Raw genomic sequence first — 18,656 nt, forward strand, 5'->3', positions numbered from 1 at the left:
GCTCCTGAGTGGTCGGGGTTTTGCTGGGGTTTCCGGAGGTTTTGCGGGAGCGGCGGGGATGCGCGTTTGGGCTGGTCAGGCGGGGTGGCGGGAGGTTTTGCAGGTTCTGCGGGTTCTGCGGCGGGGGTTGGGCGGGGTCAGGAGGTGAGCTGCCGGGCGGCGGGGTGGGTCTGGTAGCGGGGGGACTTGGGCCGGCCGCCCTTACGGGAGGGGACCGGGGTGGGGAGTTCACGGATCCAGCCGTGGTCTTCGAGCAGGGTCAGGGCGGGGTCGAGGTCGGCGACGGTGGGGAAGTCGGCGCGGGGCAGGGCGTTGAACAGCTCGCGGCGGCTGATGTTGTCGCGGGGGTTGGCGACCAGCCAGGCGAGGGCGGTGCGGGCCTTGGCAAGGTGGGCGTCACTGCCCATGGCGTCGAAGACTGCGAGGGCGTGGGCGGTGTAGTAGGCGCCGATGGCGGCGGCGCTGGTCATGGTCTCGCCGGAGATCGGGGTGGTGATGCCGGCGGCGGAGTGGGTGGCGAGGTGGAGCAGTCCGGCGATGCGGCACACGGTGCCGTCGAGCTTGGGCGCCCACTTGTCGAGGTCCATGCCCGAGAGGGCGGCGCCGGGGCGCTGGGCCTTCTCGGTGCGGTCCTGGTGGGCGAGCAGGACATCGTTGGCATCGGGGCTGAGGGTGAGGACGGCCGGGTCGGTCCACTCGGCCATGGTGGTGACGAGGTCTTTCAGGTTCTCCGCGTAGGCGTTGGCGACCGTGTCGGGGATGAGGTCGGGCTTGATGTTGCGGTAGCCGACCATGGACTTGGGCAGCGCGTACAGGAAGCGGGCGAGAAGGCCCCGGTCGCTGAATCCCTTGGACTTGGCGATGTCGCGGAACACGGACGGCTGGACGGCCAGGCCCATGGTCAGCGCGGGGGCTTCGAGGAACTGCGGGTCGCGGCCCTGGCGGTTGACGCGCAGCAGGTCGGCGGCGTGGCCCTTGAGGAACACCTCCAGGTTGGGGGTGCCGGAGTAGCGGCCGGCGATGATGTCGAAGATGCCGCCCTCGGCGGAGATGACGGCCATGCGTCCGCCCTGCTCGGCGAGGAGGCTGGCCAGGCCCTCGGGGGTGACGTCGTCGGCGATGAGCTGCGGGCGGGCGGGGATCTGCACGTTCTCCGCAGCCTGGGCGAGGTCGATGGCCTCGGCGGTGAGTTTGGCGCGCTCGTCGCCGCTTGCGTTGGCGGCCTTGGCGGCGGCCTTCTCGGCGGCGGTCTTGGCGAGCTTGGCCGTGGTCTCGGCTTCCGCCCGTACCTTGACGTTGGTTTCGATCAGGGTCTTCTCAACGGTCAGCATGGGGCGGGTCATCTCGGCGACCACGGCGGACTTGCGGTTGCCCGGGGGCAGGGCGATGACGATGTAGAGGTTCACGGGCTCGCGCCAGCGCCCGCGCACGGCGATGACGGCCCGTCCTCCACAGGCCGTGGACAGGGCCGCGAGCCCCATTCCGCCGGCGAGGTCGGCGGGGGTCTGCGTCTCCTCGGCGACGGCGCCGACCATGTCGCCCAGCCACCCGGGCAGGGCCTTGGTGGGGAAGGGCGGGAGGTTGTGGGCCTGGCCGAGCGGGATCGGGCTGTCCCACACGTCGACCGGCTCGGCGGGCGGCTCCGCCTGGTCCCAGCCTTCGGGGAACAGCGGGCTGACGTTGTCGTACGGCTCGCCGGGGCTCGCGGCGGGGATGGTCACGTGCTCTCCTTCGTGTGGTCGGGGTTCAGGCAGGGGCCGTGCGGGCCCAGGCGTCGCGGTGAAGGGCTGGGCGATGCGCGGGCGGAGAAGCGCTTTTCCGCCCGCGCATCGGCACGGGGCCGCAGGTCAGGCCGCGCGGCCGGTGGTGGCCCTGGCGAAGCCGCTGCGGATGGTGCGCTCGACTGTGCGCTGGTCCAGGCCGGTGGCCAGGCCCGCGCTCAGCAGCACGTCGAAGGCCAGCGGCTCGGGGACGGTGCCGTCGCCGACGAGGCGTCCGATGGCGGCGGCGCTGGCCCACAGGCGGTTCTTGCGTCCGGGCTTGGTCTGGGCGCGGACCTTGGCGTCCTCGCCGTCGAGGACGGCCCGCACGTAGGCGCTCTGGTGGTGGACGCGCTCGCGCAGGCCCTCCGGCTGCGGCGCCATGGTCGGGGCTTCGGCGGGCCGGGTGAGGAGGGCGAGCAGGGCCTCGGGCACCTCGGCGATGGTGTTCGGGTCGGTGCCGGGTGCGAAGGTGTAAAGGCCGGCGTGGGTGCGGGAGTACGGCCCGACGAGGTACCCGGCGCTTCCCCGCACGTCGATCCCGGGGGCCAGCTTGCTCTGGGAGTTGAGGATCTGGGCCTGGGGCGGGGCGGTGAACCACAGGTGCAGCCCGCCGGAGGGGGTGGCGACGGTGGCGGTGGGCGGGATGTCGAAGCCGTGCTCGGCGGCGAGGGCCTTGAGGTTGGTGGGCCCGTCGATGCCGTGCTTGACGTCGAGGTCGATGCCGACGAGGTGGTGAGGGGCCCGGCCGCAGGCGATGCCGTAGGCGGTGGCCCAGGGGGCGGCTTCGAACAGCTCACGCGTCCACTCGGGGTCGTTGGCGGCGTCGTGGACGCCGTGCCCGAGCTGCCCGCACTCGCCCCGGCAGTTCCGGGAGGCGAGGTCGGCGTGCGGGGTGGAGATCGCGGGGCGCTTGCTGCGGGCCAGGGGGAAGACGAACAGGCCACGGCGGGCGGCGAACTGTGCGGCCTTGAGGGCCTGGGTCCAGTCGCTCACGTTTACAACCTCCTTGAGAGGCATGGGTGTTGGTGGTGCGGAGGGGAGCCGGGGCGGGGGGTCTGCGGGCGCGGCCGGTTCCGGTGTGCTCTGGGTGGTGTGCTGCTCGGCGCAGACCTTGTGCGAGGGCCTGCGCTGCTCATCTCGCAGCGGGGTGGGACGACCGCACCAGCGACAGGGGCGGTCGCCGGTGCGGTCGTAGTGGCGGGCGTCGCGCCAGTCCAGGGCGGTCATGGCTGATCCCGGCCGGGCAACGGGCTAGGCGGCGCGGTCGGTCAGCGCCGCGTGCTGGTCCGTCGTGAGTAGGCCAGCGTCCCTCCACTCGTCCAACAGGTCGGCCTGGCCGGCGAGTTGGGGGATGGTGCAGGTGGAGCACAGTCGCCCGGCCGGGCGAGCGCTGTCCTTACCGGTGGGGGGCTTGACGCCCCACCGGCAGGCAGGGATGCCGGCGGCCTTGGCTTCGGTCTCCAGGTCCCGCAGCGGCGCGGCCGCGTCGGGGTAGAAGAAGCCGACCTCGTCCAGCTCGCCGGGCTTGGCGAACGCGCCGCACAGGCACTCGCCCGACATGTGGAGGTGTTCGGTGACCTCGTTGAGCGGCAGCGCGCCAGGGTGGCAGAGCCGGTGGGGGGCGTGCTGGTGGTCGAGGTGGCAGCGGTGCCGGTGGCGGTACTCGCGCATGTGGGCGTCGGTCCAGTGCACGAGCGGGGAGATCCACACGATCGCGCCGTCCCGGTCGATCGCCTCGGCGTTGCGGAACCGCCGCTCGGACTCGGCCCAGCGCATCCCGCCGAGGTAGGCGATCTTGCGGGTGCGGCCCTGGTTGCCGATGATGCTGCGCCGAAAGCGCATCAGCGGTTCGTCCTTGAGGTGGCGGTACATCACCTTGTGCCCGGCCGGACCAGGAAAGCCCTTCCACACGGGGCGGACACCGGCGTTGGGGCCGGTGGAAGCGATGACGCGGCCCATGACGAGGTCGGCGTAGGAGTGCTTAGGGTGCAACTCATGCAGGGGGGTCTTCCAGGCGGCGGCGACGTCCCGCACGTGCTGGGTGGTCTCCTTGATGCCGGTACCGGTGTTGACGTGCAGGATCGCCTGGTAGCGCTCGCGCATCAGGTGCATGAGGTTGACGGAGTCGTTGCCACCCGAGAACAGCCCGTAGACACCCTCGATCACCGGGTAGGTGGCCAGGGCCTCATCCAGGATGGCGTGCGAGCGGGCGATCGCCTCGTCCAGCGTCAGCGCGACGTGCTCGCCATCGCTCGCCTTCGGCGGGGCTTTGGGCAGCAGGTCGGGCATGCCGGGGAACATGTCCTCAACCAGGCGGACCTTGCGGGCCACGATTACCTCCGGGATGGTCAGGCGGCCCGGCGCCCGCGCGCGCCGGGGAACTGGTGGACGGTGGCGAGGCGAGCGGACTGCTCGGCGGCCGGGGCCGGGGCGCCCTCGCCCCCGTCCGGCGGGGCCATGTCCGCCCCGGCCGCCGAGCGGGCCGCCCGTTCGGCGGCGGACTCGGCGAGGACCCGCCGGACGGCGGCGGAGTCGCCCTTGGCACCGCGCTGGCTGATGAGGGCGGCGGCGCCGAGCAGGGCACCGGGACCGAAGAGTGCGGCAGCGGTGATGGCGTCGGTGGTGGTGCTCACGGGGTTCCTCCGGTGCGAGCGGCGTGGGCGAGCAGGTCGACGAGGTCGGCGCCGAGCAGGGCGGCGCGCTGCTCGATCGCGGTCCAGGACTGCGGGTCGATGTGCATGAGCGCGGCGAGGGCGGCGGCCGGGCGGTGGTCGGCGGCGGCGGTCAGGGCTTCGCGCAGGTGGACGGCGGCGAGCGGCCGGATCGCGGCGGGGGCGGTCATCGCGGGCGGCCGGTCAGTGGGTGCTGACGGCGGCGGCGAGGGCGCCGAGCATGTCGTTGACGGGCCCGGCCAGGCCGGTGGAGGCGGCGGTGAGGCCGGACAGCCAGACGATGAGGGCGGTGCCGGTGCCGACGCGCTTGGTCCACACGAGGACGACGGTGACGACGCCGGTCACGAGGGCGACCGAGACGGTGACGTTCATGCGGTTCTCCCGGGGCTGTGTCGAGGCGGGCGGTGGGCTAGTTGGTGCCGGCGGACCAGGTGCGCTTGCCGACGTTGTAGAGGTGGCGGCCGACGCGGACGCGCTTGCCGACGCCCCGACAGCGGCGGCACTGCTTGCCCCGCTTGGCCTTGCCCTTGCGGTCGGTGACGACCTTGAAGCCGAAGCCGCCGCACTTGCGGCAGTCGCCGAACGGGCTGGCGGCGCACAACGCTGCGTAAACGAGGGCGACCAGCAGGGCGGCGGCCATAGCGGCGAGTATCAGGAGGGTCATGGGTGCCTCCGGGGCGGTTTCTGGGGTGCGCGGGGGCAGCGCGCTAGGGGCTAGCGCGCTGATCAGGGCATGTGCGGGCCGCTAGCGGGGGTGCTAGGTCTAGCGGGGGTGGCCGCTAGACCTAGCACCCGTGCTGGGCTGTCCGGGACTATCCGGCGTCGCGCTTCTTGTCGCGCTCGGTGACGGCCTTGAGGACGTCGGTGCGGGTGATGCCGCGCCGGTTGGCGCCCCTGCCGTCCTCGGTGGTGCCCCACACCTGGCCGGTGGCGATGCCGTGCGGCTTGAGCGCGGTCACCAACTGGTCGGCTTTCGCCCGGCCCTCCAGGGCGCCCCACGGGCCGTATGCGTCGGGCCGCAGCTCGGCGAGGCGGGTGACGATCGTCTCCGACCAGAGCTTGGGCTCATCCGGGCTCATGACGGCGAGGAGGTCGGCGAGCAGGTCGTACGCGGGGGCCGCCGCCGGGGTGGTGTCGGCGTTGCCGGCGGCGTGGCCGGTCAGGAGTCCGGCCTGTTCGCGGGCCTGTCGGCCGCGTTCGGCGATGGCTTCGGCGCCGGGGGCGTTGACGAACACGGCGCTGATGATCTGGGCGTCGGCGCCTTCGCCGCCGATGAAGTAGGCCAGGCCCTTGTCGGCGGAGGTGAAGGTGGTGGCCCGGATGCCGCTCTTGTAGGCGGAGGTTCCGAGCACCATGTCGTTCTCGATCTGGCCCATGACCTTGAGGCACAGGCGCAGGACGGCGTTGGCGCTGATGCCGGTGGGCAGGGACCTGGAGTCGGGGCGCTGGGTGGCCAGCAGCAGCACGATGCCGGTGGCGGGGCCGCGCTTGACGAGGTCGGTGCAGATCTCCTCCAGCTCACCGCCGTACTTGGGGTGCTCGAACCAGCGCTGGCACTCGTCGACGCCGACGACGATGGGGTGCAGGCGCAGGGACTTGTTGTCGGCGAGCTTGCTGGTGACCTTCGACTCCGGGCACACGTCCCTGGGCAGGGAGCGGATCACCTTGGTGCGGCGCCGCAGTTCGGCCTGCAGCTCGCGCATGTCGGCGATGGCGTACTCGATGTCCTCCTCGTCGTCGCCGGCCCGGTGACGGTGGGACACCTTCTCGCCGACCGGGTCGAGGTCGCCGGTGCCCTTGAGGTCGTAGGTGTGCAGCTCGGCCCGGGGGTCGAGCGCGGCGATCAGCAGCAGCAACCTGAGCAGGAAGGTCTTGCCCATGCGGGGGACAGCGCCGATGATCCCGGCGACGAACATCAGGGTGACGTTCACCCAGGCGCCGCGCTGGTCGGTGGCGAACCCGACCGGGTCGAACAGGTCGACCGTGCCCCTGGTGGCGAGCGGCCAGGCGGGCTTCTTGGCCTTGGCCATGTCCTGGTCGCCGACCCACAGGACCAGGCGGCCGGGGTGCTCGCCCGGTGCCTGTTCCGGCCACACGGTCCCCAGCGGGCGGCGCAGGCCGGAGGCGAGCTGGCCGCGCTTGCCCATCACGTCCGCGACGGTGACGCCGTGGGGCAGTTCGACGTCTGCCCGCCACCCGGGCCCATCCCGCATGATCGGGGCCGGGAAGGTGATGCTGCTGCCCTTGGTCCTGGCGGAGGTGATGCCGCCGATCCCCAGGGACTCCAGGGCCCGCACCACCATGTCCGAGGTGAGCTTGGGCGCCTTGGCCTTGACCACCGCGCGACCGATGAGCGGCTCGTCCGCCGGCGCCCCGGCCACGCCCAGGGCGAGGACGACGGCGGAGGCGAGGGCGAGCAGGGTGGCGGTGCTGGTCAGCACCCACAGCACGATCACGGCGGTAAGGCCGAACACGGAGCCGAGCAGGGAGACCAAGCTCCGGAGCTTGACGCGGTTGTCGCGCTGGCGGGTGAGCTTGAGGTACAGCTCGGCGTCCTCGCGCCGGGCCGCCGCCGCCCGCAGGGGCTGACCCTCGGCGTCCGAGGTCCACCGGCCCAGGAAGTTCAGCACCCGCGCGGCGCCGCGCGGCGAGCGCACGGCGAGGCGGGCGGCGTAGAGCGGTGCGCGGATCGCGTGGTAGGCGACCGTGTGGCCCATCCGCCCGGCCACGTAGGCGAGTTGGGTCCGAAGCTCGGCCCTGGACAGCAGCCAGGCCGGGAGGATCGGGCGGCGGGTGCCCTCCGGCACCGGCAGCGGCATCGGCGCGGTGAGCCGCTGGTCGACGTAGACGCTTCCGCCGTCCTCGTCGTCGTCGAGGGTGGCGGTGGTGGTGCGTCGTTCGGCACGGGCCTTGGCGAGGTCGACCACGCCGTCCTCGGCCATCTCGGCGGCCAGGCGCTCGAACAGCTCGTTCTCGGCGTCGTCGCCGGGGCTGTGGTGGTTCACTGGGGCTTCCTTCCTCACTGCTGGTTGTGGTGCGGAAAGGGGCCCCGGGACGGTCGGACGCGCCGGCAAGCAAGCACGGCCGTCCCGGGGTGTTGTGCGGGGGTGTCGCCCCTGGTCAGAGGTCGAGCAGGGACTCGACGGGGATCTCGTAGACGAAGTTGACCCGGGTGACGCCGCTCCAGCGGCCGGGGGCGATCTGCACGTTGGCGACGACCATGTCGGCGCCGTCGCGATCGGTGGTGCGGTATGTGTGCACGCTCTCGCCGTCGCGGCGCCAGCCCCGCACGGCGGTGCGGGCCTCGTAGACGGACAGGTGGCGGGTGCTGCCCTTCACGCCGTCCGTCAGGGCGACGAGGCGGCAGTCACGGACGACGGGCAGGCACTTCGACCGGATGGCGGTGGTCACGATGCCTTCTCCTCGGTGGAGTTGGGGACTTCGGTGATGGCGCCTACCTCGTCGACAGGCGGGGTGGGCGTGGGCACGGCGTGCAGCGCGGGCCGCTCCGGCTCGGCGGCGGCGGCCGGGGTGGCGCGTTCGGCGGTGAGGGTGTCGCGCAGGATGCGGGCGCGTTCGGCGGAGGTGCGGACCGTGGTGCGGATGCGGTCGGCGGTCAGGTCGGCGTCGGGCCAACCGGCCGTGGCCGACCTCGCCTCGTCGAGCAGTTCGGTGTCCGTGCGCTTGGGTCGGGTGGTGCGGGCCGACTGCGGGACGGTGCCGGTCGCCCGACGCGTCCGGGCCGCCGCCGGGGTGGTCGGCTTGCGGACCGGCGCCGTGGGTGCCTGCTCGGTCGGGTCCTCGGTCGGCTCGATGTCCGGGGCGGTCGGGGCCGGGGCGGGCACCTGGTCGGCCGACTCGTACAGCGGCCAGTCCGGTTCGCCCGTCTCGGGTTCACCCTGGTCAGACCCCGACCGATTCGTCATGGTCTGGTCTGTTTTGTCGGCCTTGGGGCGGGCGTGCAGGACCTTGGCGACCAGGTCCGAGCCGAAGTAGATCGAGCCGACCGGAAGCGACGACGCGAGCAGGACCAGGGCCCAGTGCGCGGGCGCCCACTCGGCCAGTCGGGTCCGCCCGCCGCCGTGCAGAGTCGGCACCAGGCCGTGCACGTAGTTGAGCACCAGCGACGCGGCCGTGTACCCGGCCAGTACCCGCAGGGCGAACCTGCGGTCGGCGTCGGACAGGACCAGCGCGACGACCAGCGCCAGCGCCATCAGCCCGTCCACGACCAGCGGGTAGACGGTGGCGGCGGTCGGGTCGGCCCCGATCGCCGCCGCGACGTCGCGCAGAGCGTTCCACGAGACGCGGAACGCCATCGCGGCGACGGCCAGCAGGCCCGCGATGAGCCAGAACTTCCCGGCCCTGCTCATCGCGCACCCCCGGCGGAAAGCGCCGCGAGTCCGGCCGCCGCAGCGGCTTCGGCTTCGGTCAGTCGGCCGTGGTGGTGCAGGGCTTCGGCGAGGGCGGTGACGCGGCCCCAGAGGAAGGTCAGGATCTCGTCGGCAACGGCGTGCAGCGCGGCGAGGTCCGTGTCCGGGGTGTCGGTCACGCCGAAGGTGAGATCGGCGCCGGTCACCTGCTTCACCACGCGGGCGATCTCCCGCCGGTCGCCGAAGGCCCCGCTCTCGACGACCCAGCCCCGGGTCGGCGTCCACAGGTTGGCCAGCCGCAGCCACCGGTCCTGGGCCCGCTCCCCGGCGGCCAGCGTGTACAGGTAGTGGTTGGCCTGGACCGTTCCGGACTCCCGGATGACGGCGCCCGCCTGGTTCGGGCCGCCGCCCATGTTCCCCACGCCGACCTCCACGAAGGGCAGGCCGAAGTGGAGCATGACCACCGCGTGGGCCGCCTCGTGCACCGCCGTACCCATGCGCAACTGCCCCTCCGGCAGGCCCATGAGCCGCTCGGAGTCGGTGTCCTCGTAGATCTCCGGCACCGGGTTGCGGGACGTCAGCCCCGTGTCCCAGTCGTGGTGCCAGCCAGCACCCACCATGTCCGCGATCACCGCGCAGCTCCCGGGGCTCCGGCAGCGACGAGGGACTGTGCGGCTTCGCGAGTGGCGCGGGCGGCTTCGGCAGCAGTCGCGGCGGCGATCCGGGCGGCTTCCGCAGCAGCGGTGGCCCGCTCGATCTCCGCGCGGGCCTCGGCCGTCACGCCGCCACCCCCGAGCGGCTGCGGCGGCCAGCCGGGCGCGGACGGTGCAGCGGAACCGGGGCGGTCCGCAGCAGCTCCGCCGCGACCTCCGCCGACTCCGGGTCCGACTCCCACAGCTCCGCCAGCACCTCACGCGCCACGTCCGTGCGGGCGGCGTACTGGGCCATGCTCTCGCCGACCACGCCACCGAACAACGCGTCGAACGGCGCACTGTCGATGCCGAGCGCCAGCTCGGTGTACTCCAGGGCCGAAACGGCCCGTTGGCCTGCAACAATCGACTTCACGGGTTCACCTCTTCATCGTTGGTGAGTGAGCCCGAGGGCCGCCGCGCGTTCCTTGGCCGGAGCGCGGCGGCCCGACTCATGCGGGCTCAGCCACTCGTCATGTCACGAGCAGCCATGACCCCCGACCCGCCTCAGGCGGCACGGATCGGGGACCAAAGACACTCGTTCTTGATCAGCACACTGTTGAGTTCTCAAAGAACTGCGATCCGCGCAGGCCGTAGGACGCGCGGCTGAGCCGCCTTCCCCCGACACCTGCGGGTCGCATCCGCGCAGGTCACACCCGCTTTAGGCGTGACTCAGCACGGGCATCTTGTCCCCATTGAGCCGCTGGCTCAACTGGTAGGTACAAGCTGCTGAACATGACTCTGCACTCACGGAGCGCAATCGTCAAGCCCATTGGTTCAACATGTAGGAACCAGTTGCCTGGATGCGTCATCATTGAGGCATGAGCACCCCGCCGCTGTACCGTCGCGTGGCCGACGCCCTCCGGAGCGAGATCAGCTCCGGAGCCTTCGCACCTGGTGCCCGGCTGCCGTCCGAGCGCGACCTATGCGACCGCTTCGACGCCTCCCGGAACACCGTCCGCAATGGCCTGAAGGTGCTCGTATCCGAGGGCCTTGTCGCACCTAGCCAGGGGCTGGGCTACGAGGTCAGGTCACACGAGGTCTTCACGCTGAACGCCTCGCGCTTCGAGAACCTGACCTTCCCCCAGAACGGGGACGCCTACAACACCGACGTCACGCAGGCCGGGCGCCGGCCGCATCAGGAGTTCCGCGTCGAGATGCAGCCCGCACCGGCCAAGGCGGCTAGGCAGCTCCACATCGAGGAGGGTGCGACGACGGTCCTACGGTTCTGTCACCGCTACGTCGACGGGGTGCCGTGGTCGACCCAGGCCACGAACTACCCGATGTGGCTGGTCGAGAGGGCTCCACGCTTGGCCGAACCCGGCGACATCGACGAGGGGACGACGCGGTACCTGGCCGGAATCGGGGTCGAGCAGGTGGGCTACTTCGATTCCATCTCGACCCGGATGCCTACGCCCGAGGAGAGCAGGTTGCTTCAGACCGGCGACGGCGTTCCCGTGCTCGTCTGGCATCGCACTGGCTACTCCCTGGACAAGCCGGTCCGTCACACGGTCACGACGCTCCGTGGAGACCTGAACGAAATGAACTACGAGATCGGCAACCTGAACGCTCTGGACGGCGAACTGTGATCATCGAAACCGCCACGCCTGCCGACCTTGAGCATCTGCTCGCCTTCCGCCGCGAAGCAGCCACCTGGCTTCAGACTCTGGGCAGCGACCAGTGGAGCCGTGACTACCCCGCCGACAAGCTGCTGGCCACCATCGAGGCCGGCACGGTCTTCATGCTGCGAGACGGTGCCGAGACGGCCGGGACGATAACCGTCACGCCGGAAGCCGAGCCGGGGCTCTGGAGCCCCGGCGAACTCGCCGAGCCGTCGCGGTTCATCAACAAGCTGACCGTGTCACGGGCCTACGCCGGTCATGACCTCGGTGGACGCCTGCTGAATTGGGCTGGCGAGCGCGCGGCTAACGAGGGCGCCGTGTGGCTCCGGCTGGACGCCTGGACCACCAATGAGCCCCTCCAGCGGTACTACCTGGAGCACGGGTTCACCCACGTGCGGACGGAGCTTGAAGGCGGCGCCGTGAACGGCGGCCCTCGCGTGTCGGGCTGGCTGGCCCAGCGCGCTGCTGGCCCGGCGGAGCACGGGTTCACCGACCGAACCGTGCGTGTCACGGCCTAGTCAGCGCCGTGCGGGCGTACTCCAACCCGTACGCCAACAGCGGCGTACAACACTGGACGGCGCGAGACCTCCCCGCACTCGGATCCAAGCCGTTCCAGGGCAGCCGGGGCCCCTCACGCGGCCTGAAAAGCGGAAGGTCGCCGGTTCGACCCCGGCCCTGGCCACAGATCGGAAAGGCCCCGGAGAGTTCGCTCTCCGGGGCCTTTGCGCTGTGTCAGGGCGCCAGGGCCTCGGTGGCGTCGGCCTCGGGGAGCCAGTCACGGGCGGGGTCGTACTCCAGCCAGCGGCGGGTGCGGCCGGCGGTGGCGAAGGCGTGGAGGAGGGCGGGGACGCCGGGGTCGGGGCGGTCGCGGCGCCAGACCAGGGACCAGGCGTAGAGCGGGGTCGGGTCGGCCAGGGGGACGACGGTGAGGCCGGCGCCGGGGGCCAGCGGCAGCTCCGAGGGCAGCAGGGTGAAGCCGCCCGGGGTGGTGCGGACCCGCTCCAGCAGGTGTTCCAGGCCCAGGTTGGCCTCGCCCGGCAGGACGGGCACGCCGAACTGCTCGGCGAAGCGCCCCAGGAAGTCCAGCCGTCCGGCCGCCGCCGGGAGGACCAGCCGCAGGGCCGCGAGCCGGGCGGGCCGCAGTTCGGGCTCGGCCGCCAGCGGGTGGTCGGAGGCGAGCACCGCGTCCACCGGTTCCAGCCGGACGAGCCGGTGCGCGAGGCCCTCGTCGAGGCCGTCGCCGAAGGCGTGGAACCGGCCGAACCCGGCGCCGACCTCCCCGCGCGCCAGGGCCGCCGCCACGGCGGGCAGGTCCCGCCCCGGCCCGACCTCGACGTGCGGCGCCCCGCCGCCCGCGTCCAGCGCCTCGCGCACGGTGCGCAGCGGCGCGTACAGGTGCCCCCAGACGTCGATCCTGGTCGCCCGGCCGGCCGGGCGCACCGCCTCCACCGCCGCCGCCCCCGCGTCGAGCGCGGCGCGGGCCGGGGCGAGGAACCGGGCCCCCTCCGCGGTGAGTCGGACACCGCTGCGGTCGCGTTCGAGGAGCCGGACGCCGAGGGCCTCCTCCAGCCGGGCGACGCGCTTGGACAGCCCCTGCTGGGTGAGCGACAGCGACGCGGCCGCGCGGCCGAAGTGCAGGTGCTCGGCGGCGGCCAGGAAGGCGCGCACCTGGGCGAGATCGAGGTCCACGGGCGCCATCCTCCTCGACAACCGACGGCTGTCGAAAGGGGATCGCGGTTGTTGGCGGCCGGCCGCCGCCCGGCGCTTTGCTGGTGGTCGGCCGGGAGAGACCGGCGAAGGACTGAGCGAAGGACCGAGCGAAGGGCCGTGGACATGAGGGCGGTTGTGGCCAAACAGGCCGGACGGGACGGCCGGGACGGCCGGTCGGTGGAGTTCGCCGAGGTGGGCGTCCCCGAGCCGAGGAGCGGCGAGGTCCTGGTGAAGGTCGACGCGTACTCCGTGAACCGGGGCGAGACCTTCCAGTTGGAGAACCCGCCGCCCGACTGGCGGCCGGGCAAGGACGTCGCCGGGCTGGTCGTCCAGGCCGCGGCGGACGGCTCCGGTCCGGCGGTCGGGCAGCGGGTGGTGGCCCACCCGCCCGCCGGGGGCTGGGCCGAGTACGTCGCCGTGCCGACCGATGCGCTGGCCCGGCTGCCCGAGCAGGTGTCCACGGCCCGGGCCGCCGCCCTGCCGCTGGCCGGGATCACCGCGCTGCGCCTGCTGCGGGCGGCGGGGAGCCTCGCCGGGCGCCGCCTCCTGCTCACCGGGGCCTCCGGCGGAGTCGGCCACTACCTCGTCGAACTCGCCGCCGCCGCGGGGGCCCTGGTGACGGCGGTGACCTCCTCCGCCGAACGCGGCGCCCGGCTGGCGGAGCTCGGGGCGGCCTCCGTCGTCCACCGGGTCGAGGACGCGCCGGGCCCCTTCGACCTCGTCCTGGAGTCCACCGGCGGGGCAGACCTCCCGCTCGCCCTGGCCCGGCTGGCGCCGCGCGGCGAGCTGATCTGGTTCGGCCAGGCCAGCCGGAAGCCCGTCGAGCTGGACTTCTTCTCCTTCTTCGCCGGCCCGGTCTCCGCGACGGTGCGGCACTTCAGCTACGCCGACGGCGACCAGCCGTACGCCGCCGACCTGGAGACGCTGGTCCGGCTGGTCGCCGAGGGCCGGCTCCACCCCGAGATCGGCCGGGTCGAGGACTGGAGCCGCACCGCCGAGGTCCTCGACGACCTGCGCGAGCGCCGCGTCCGCGGCAACGCCGTCCTGACCCTTTCGTAACTTTCGTCACCACCCAACTCACCGACAGGGAGCACGACATGACCACCACCGACCCCCGCACCGTCGTCGTCGACTACGTCGAGGCCGTCGCCCGGGGCGACCTCGACGCCATGACCGCCGCCTTCGCCGAGGACGCCGTCTGGACGTACCCGGGCGACCTCCCCCTGACCGGCGTGTGGCGCGGCCGGACGGCCATCCTCGAGGACTTCCTCGGCCAGGCCGGCGGCCTCTTCGCCCCCGGCACCCCGGTCGAGATCCAGCTGACCCACGTGATCGCCGACGGCGACCAGGTCGTCGCCGAGTGGACCTCGAAGGGCACCACCCTCCACGGCCACCGCTACGACAACGCCTGCCTGGGCGTCTTCACCGTCCGGGACGGCAGGATCACCGCCGTCCGCGAGTACACGGACACCCAGCACGCCGAGCGCACCCTCTTCTCCGGCCCGGCCGCGCGGTAGAACTCCTTCTCCGTGCCCGGGCCGGGGGCGGGACCGGGGGCGGGCACGGGACCGGGGGCGGGACCGGTCGAGGGACGGCTTCGAGCCGCCGTCCACCCCGGAAGCGCCCCGGCCCGTTGCACGGTCCCGCGAACGCCCCCGCCCCGGCGTTCGCGATCGTCCGCCCGGGGCTGTGACACTGGAGGGGCTCGAAAACCGAGGTGCGCGCCGCCGTGCCTCCTTGCGAACCTAGAGGGATGCCCGCAGTGAGTTCTCCCGCAGCCCAGTCCACCGCCGCCGACACCCCCGCCGGGCCCGGCATCGGTGAGCTGGCCGCCCGTCTGCCCGAGCTGACCCTGCGCGACCAGGTGCGGATCGGGCGCCGGCTGGAGGGGGCCCGCAGGGTCCGCAAGCCGGAGGCCCGGCAGAAGGTCGCGGCCGAGCTGGCCGCCGAGATCGACCGCGCCGAGCTGCTGGTGGAGCAGCGCCGCAGCGCCGTGCCGAAGATCTCCTATCCGGCCGAACTGCCGGTCAGCCAGAAGAAGGACGAGATCCTGGAGGCGATCCGCGACCACCAGGTGGTGATCGTCGCGGGCGAGACCGGCTCCGGGAAGACGACGCAGATCCCGAAGATCTGTCTGGAGCTGGGCCGGGGCGTACGGGGCCTGGTGGGCCACACCCAGCCGCGCCGGATCGCGGCCCGCACGGTGGCCGACCGCGTCGCGGAGGAGCTGAACACCCCGCTCGGCGAGGCGGTCGGCTGGAAGGTCCGGTTCACCGACCAGGTCGGCCAGCAGACGCTGGTGAAGCTGATGACGGACGGCATCCTGCTGGCGGAGATCCAGACGGACCGCGATCTGCACCAGTACGACACCCTGATCATCGACGAGGCCCACGAGCGCAGCCTCAACATCGACTTCCTGCTCGGCTACCTCAAGCAGCTGCTCCCCCGCCGCCCCGACCTCAAGGTCGTGATCACCTCCGCGACCATCGACCCGGAGCGCTTCTCCCGCCACTTCGGCGACGCCCCGATCGTCGAGGTCTCCGGCCGTACGTACCCGGTGGAGGTCCGCTACCAGCCGATCGTCGACGAGGACGAGGACGGCGAGGCCGACGACACCGACCGCGACCGCGACCAGGTCCAGGCGATCTGCGAGGCCGCCGAGGAGCTCCAGGCCGAGGGCCCGGGCGACATCCTGGTCTTCCTCTCCGGCGAGCGGGAGATCCGCGACACCGCCGACGCCCTCACGAAGCTCAGGCTCAAGAACACCGAGATCCTCCCCCTGTACGCCCGCCTCAGCTCCGCCGAGCAGCACCGGGTGTTCCAGCGCTCCACCAGCCGCCGGATCGTCCTGGCCACCAACGTGGCCGAGACCTCGCTGACCGTCCCCGGCATCAAGTACGTGATCGACCCGGGCACGGCCCGCATCTCCCGCTACAGCCACCGCACCAAGGTGCAGCGGCTGCCGATCGAGGCGATCAGCCAGGCCAGCGCCAACCAGCGCAAGGGCCGCTGCGGCCGCACCTCGGACGGCATCTGCATCCGGCTGTACTCGGAGGAGGACTTCCTCTCCCGCCCCGAGTTCACCGACGCCGAGATCCTGCGCACCAACCTGGCCTCGGTGATCCTGCAGATGACGGCCGCCGGCCTCGGCGACATCTCCGCCTTCCCGTTCCTGGACCCGCCGGACTCGCGCAACATCAAGGACGGCGTCCACCTGCTGCACGAACTGGGCGCCCTCGACCCCGAGGAGAAGGACCCGCGCAAGCGCCTGACCGGCCTCGGCCGCAAGCTGGCCCAGCTCCCGGTGGACCCGCGGATGGCCCGCATGGTGCTGGAGGCGGACAAGAACGGCTGCGTGCGGGACGTCATGGTGATCGCCGCCGCGCTCTCCATCCAGGACCCGCGCGAGCGCCCGGCCGAGAAGCGCCAGGCCGCCGACGAACGGCACCGCCGCTTCACCTCGGAGACCTCGGACTTCCTCTCCTTCCTCGCGATGTGGCGCTACGTGCGCGAGCAGCAGAAGGAGTTGTCCTCCTCGGCCTTCCGCCGGATGTGCAAGACGGAGTTCCTGAACTACCTCCGGATACGGGAGTGGCAGGACATCTACACCCAACTCCGCACGGTGGCGAAGCAGTTGGGCGTCACCATCGAGGAGCCCCACCCGGACGCCGAGCCGGACGCGGACCGCATCCACCAGTCCCTGCTGGCCGGACTGCTCTCCCACATCGGCCTGTTCGACGTGGAGAAGCGCGAGTACGGCGGCGCCCGAGGCGCCCGCTTCGCGGTGTTCCCCGGCTCGGGCCTGTTCAAGAAGCCGCCGCGCTGGGTGATGTCCGCCGAGCTGGTCGAGACCTCCCGGCTCTGGGCGCGGATCAACGCGAAGATCGAGCCCGAGTGGGTGGAGCCGCTGGCCGGCCACCTGATCAAGCGCAGCTACAGCGAGCCGCACTGGGAGAAGAAGGCCGGCGCCGTCCTCGCGTACGAGAAGGTCACCCTCTACGGGATGCCGGTCGTCGCCCAGCGCAAGGTCAACTACGGGCGGATCGACGCGGAGCTGTGCCGCGAGCTCTTCATCCGCAACGCCCTGGTCGAGGGCGACTGGGAGACCCACCACCGGTTCTTCGCCGAGAACCGCACGCTCCTCGGCGAGGTCGAGGAGCTGGAGAACCGGGCCCGCCGCCGCGACATCATGGTGGACGACCAGACCCTCTTCGACTTCTACGACTCCCGGCTGCCCGAGGAGATCGTCTCCACCCGGCACTTCGACTCCTGGTGGAAGAAGGCCCGGCACGAGCAGCCGGACCTGCTGAACTTCGAGAAGTCGATGCTGATCAACGACGCCGCCGGCGGCGTCACCGAGGCCGACTACCCGGACACCTGGCAGCAGGGCAAGCTGCGCTTCCAGCTGACGTACCAGTTCGAGCCGGGCAGCGACGCGGACGGCGTGACCGTCCACATCCCGCTGCCGGTGCTCAACCAGGTCACCGCGGAGGGCTTCGACTGGCAGATCCCGGGCCTGCGGGAGGAGCTGGTCACCGCGTACATCAAGTCGCTGCCCAAGGCGGTCCGCCGCAACTTCGTCCCCGCGCCGGACTTCGCCAAGGCGGCGCTGCGCGCGGTGAAGGACCGCCAGGAGCCTCTGCTCCCGGCCCTGGAGCACGCCCTCAAGCGCCTGACCGCGATCACCGTGCCCCCGGAGGCCTGGGACGACGAGCGGGTGCCGGACCACCTCAAGGTGACCTTCCGGGTGGTGGACGGCAAGCGGAAGCTCGCCGAGTCCAAGGACCTGGAGGAGCTGCGGCTCAGGCTCAAGCCCAAGCTCAAGGAGACGCTCTCCTCGGCCGCTTCGGGCCGGGGCATCGAGCAGAGCGGGCTGACGGCCTGGCCGGCCTCGCTGCCGGTGCTCCAGCGCACCTTCGAGCAGCGCTCCAAGGGCCATTCGCTGCGCGCCTACCCGGCGCTGGTGGACGAGGGCGCGTCGGTGGGCGTCAAGCTGTTCGACACCCCGGAGGCCCAGGCGCAGGCGATGTGGGAGGGCACCCGGCGGCTGCTGATGCTGACCACCACCTCCCCCGCGAAGTCCATCCAGGGCCGCCTGGGCAACCAGGCCAAGCTGGCGCTCTCGCACAGCCCGCACGGCTCGATCGCGGCCCTGTTCGAGGACGTCGTCGCGGCCGCGACGGACCGGCTGACGGCCCTGGCCGGCGGCCCCGCCTGGGACGAGACGGCCTTCGGCAAGCTCCACGACAAGGTGCGCACGGACCTCTACGACCTGTCCGCCGACACCACCCTGAAGACGGCGACCGCGCTGATCGCCTTCCACAAGGCCTCGACCCGGCTGAAGTCGGTGAGCAGCCCGGTGCTGCTGAACGCGGTGAACGACGTCCGGCTGCACCTGGCCTCCCTGGTGCACCCGGGCTTCGTGACGGCCACGGGCTGGCAGCGGCTGCCGGACGTCAAGCGCTACCTGCTGGCGGTGGACCGCCGCCTGGAGGCGCTGCCCAACCACCCGCAGCGCGACGCCCAGAACCTGCTGAAGGTCCAGCAGGTCCAGCAGGCCTACGGGGAGCTGCTGGCGGCCGTTCCGGCGGGCCGGCAGCCCTCCGAGGAGGTGCGGGCGATCCGCTGGATGATCGAGGAGTTGCGGGTCAGCTTCTTCGCCCAGGGGCTGGGGACGCCGAGCCCCGTCTCGGAGAAGCGGATCATGAAGGCGATGGAGGCGGCCCGGGCAGCGCTCTGATCTGCGGACGGGCCTCCGGGGGCCGGCCAGGAGCCGGTTCGACCTGGAGGCCCGTCATGGGCTACGATCTGTCTTGTTCGCAGCGCGGCA

18 protein-coding genes and 1 tRNA gene are annotated in these 18,656 nt (G+C 72.3%); 6 read left to right on the plus strand and 13 right to left on the minus strand.

Annotated features, from left to right (window positions below):
* Positions 1–137: 137 nt before the first annotated feature.
* From ACIRRS_RS16085 to ACIRRS_RS16140, 12 genes are all read right to left on the minus strand, one after another.
* The gene (locus tag ACIRRS_RS16085; protein WP_402970633.1) at positions 138–1,721 is read right to left on the minus strand and encodes a YfjI family protein; all 1,584 of its coding nucleotides are present in this window, start codon (positions 1,719–1,721) and stop codon (positions 138–140) included.
* A 126-nt stretch (positions 1,722–1,847) separates the two neighbouring features.
* Complete coding sequence (locus ACIRRS_RS16090) at positions 1,848–2,756, minus strand: bifunctional DNA primase/polymerase (protein WP_402970635.1); 909 nt, start codon at positions 2,754–2,756, stop codon at positions 1,848–1,850.
* 258 nt (positions 2,757–3,014) lie between these two features.
* Positions 3,015–4,094, minus strand: a complete 1,080-nt coding sequence (locus ACIRRS_RS16095) for a hypothetical protein (protein ID WP_402970638.1) — start codon at positions 4,092–4,094, stop codon at positions 3,015–3,017.
* Positions 4,095–4,111: 17 nt separating this feature from the next.
* A complete protein-coding gene (locus ACIRRS_RS16100; RefSeq protein WP_402970640.1) occupies positions 4,112–4,396 on the minus strand; it encodes a hypothetical protein in 285 nt (94 codons plus the stop codon).
* Complete coding sequence (locus tag ACIRRS_RS16105; RefSeq protein WP_402970643.1) at positions 4,393–4,605, minus strand: hypothetical protein; 213 nt, start codon at positions 4,603–4,605, stop codon at positions 4,393–4,395. The genes ACIRRS_RS16100 and ACIRRS_RS16105 overlap by 4 nt, the downstream gene beginning before the upstream one ends.
* A 13-nt stretch (positions 4,606–4,618) precedes the next feature.
* Positions 4,619–4,807: a hypothetical protein gene (locus ACIRRS_RS16110; RefSeq protein WP_402970646.1), complete on the minus strand. Its 189-nt coding sequence runs from the start codon at positions 4,805–4,807 to the stop codon at positions 4,619–4,621.
* A 37-nt stretch (positions 4,808–4,844) separates the two neighbouring features.
* Positions 4,845–5,099 (minus strand): hypothetical protein, encoded by a 255-nt coding sequence (locus tag ACIRRS_RS16115; RefSeq protein WP_402970648.1) that lies wholly within the window; start codon positions 5,097–5,099, stop codon positions 4,845–4,847.
* A 148-nt stretch (positions 5,100–5,247) separates the two neighbouring features.
* Positions 5,248–7,440, minus strand: coding sequence for a cell division protein FtsK (locus ACIRRS_RS16120; RefSeq protein WP_402970650.1), 2,193 nt, complete (start codon positions 7,438–7,440; stop codon positions 5,248–5,250).
* A 115-nt stretch (positions 7,441–7,555) separates the two neighbouring features.
* On the minus strand, positions 7,556–7,846 hold the full coding sequence (locus tag ACIRRS_RS16125; RefSeq protein WP_402970653.1) for a hypothetical protein: 291 nt from the start codon (positions 7,844–7,846) through the stop codon (positions 7,556–7,558).
* Complete coding sequence (locus ACIRRS_RS16130; RefSeq protein WP_402970656.1) at positions 7,843–8,805, minus strand: DUF2637 domain-containing protein; 963 nt, start codon at positions 8,803–8,805, stop codon at positions 7,843–7,845. Before ACIRRS_RS16130 ends, ACIRRS_RS16125 begins: the two co-directional genes overlap by 4 nt.
* Entirely contained in the window at positions 8,802–9,437 is a 636-nt protein-coding gene (locus ACIRRS_RS16135) for a hypothetical protein (protein WP_402970658.1), read from the minus strand. The genes ACIRRS_RS16130 and ACIRRS_RS16135 overlap by 4 nt, the downstream gene beginning before the upstream one ends.
* Before the next feature lie 145 nt (positions 9,438–9,582).
* Complete coding sequence (locus ACIRRS_RS16140) at positions 9,583–9,870, minus strand: hypothetical protein (RefSeq protein ID WP_402970661.1); 288 nt, start codon at positions 9,868–9,870, stop codon at positions 9,583–9,585.
* Positions 9,871–10,315: 445 nt separating this feature from the next.
* Here ACIRRS_RS16140 and ACIRRS_RS16145 point away from each other — a divergent pair, with 445 nt between their 5' ends.
* From ACIRRS_RS16145 to ACIRRS_RS16155, 3 genes are all read left to right on the plus strand, one after another.
* Positions 10,316–11,083 carry a GntR family transcriptional regulator gene (locus ACIRRS_RS16145; RefSeq protein WP_402970663.1) on the plus strand — a complete coding sequence of 256 codons (768 nt, stop codon included), beginning with the start codon at positions 10,316–10,318 and terminating at the stop codon, positions 11,081–11,083.
* Positions 11,080–11,634, plus strand: a complete 555-nt coding sequence (locus tag ACIRRS_RS16150) for a GNAT family N-acetyltransferase (protein WP_402970666.1) — start codon at positions 11,080–11,082, stop codon at positions 11,632–11,634. Before ACIRRS_RS16145 ends, ACIRRS_RS16150 begins: the two co-directional genes overlap by 4 nt.
* Before the next feature lie 96 nt (positions 11,635–11,730).
* Positions 11,731–11,798 (plus strand) — tRNA-Phe (locus ACIRRS_RS16155).
* Positions 11,799–11,848: 50 nt separating this feature from the next.
* On the opposite strand, the gene ACIRRS_RS16160 is transcribed toward ACIRRS_RS16155, so the two are convergent.
* Complete coding sequence (locus ACIRRS_RS16160) at positions 11,849–12,814, minus strand: LysR family transcriptional regulator (RefSeq protein ID WP_402970669.1); 966 nt, start codon at positions 12,812–12,814, stop codon at positions 11,849–11,851.
* A gap of 135 nt (positions 12,815–12,949) precedes the next feature.
* On the opposite strand from ACIRRS_RS16160, the gene ACIRRS_RS16165 reads away from it, so the two are divergent.
* The 3 genes from ACIRRS_RS16165 to hrpA all read left to right on the plus strand — a co-directional run bounded on the left by ACIRRS_RS16165 (position 12,950) and on the right by hrpA (position 18,566).
* The gene (locus ACIRRS_RS16165) at positions 12,950–13,885 is read left to right on the plus strand and encodes a zinc-binding dehydrogenase (protein ID WP_402970672.1); all 936 of its coding nucleotides are present in this window, start codon (positions 12,950–12,952) and stop codon (positions 13,883–13,885) included.
* Positions 13,886–13,923: 38 nt separating this feature from the next.
* Positions 13,924–14,343, plus strand: a complete 420-nt coding sequence (locus ACIRRS_RS16170) for a nuclear transport factor 2 family protein (protein ID WP_402970675.1) — start codon at positions 13,924–13,926, stop codon at positions 14,341–14,343.
* A gap of 236 nt (positions 14,344–14,579) precedes the next feature.
* A complete protein-coding gene (hrpA, locus tag ACIRRS_RS16175; RefSeq protein WP_402970678.1) occupies positions 14,580–18,566 on the plus strand; it encodes an ATP-dependent RNA helicase HrpA in 3,987 nt (1,328 codons plus the stop codon).
* Positions 18,567–18,656 lie beyond the last annotated feature (90 nt).

It is taken from the genome of Kitasatospora sp. NPDC101183 (assembly GCF_044767945.1).
Lineage (GTDB): Bacteria > Actinomycetota > Actinomycetes > Streptomycetales > Streptomycetaceae > Kitasatospora.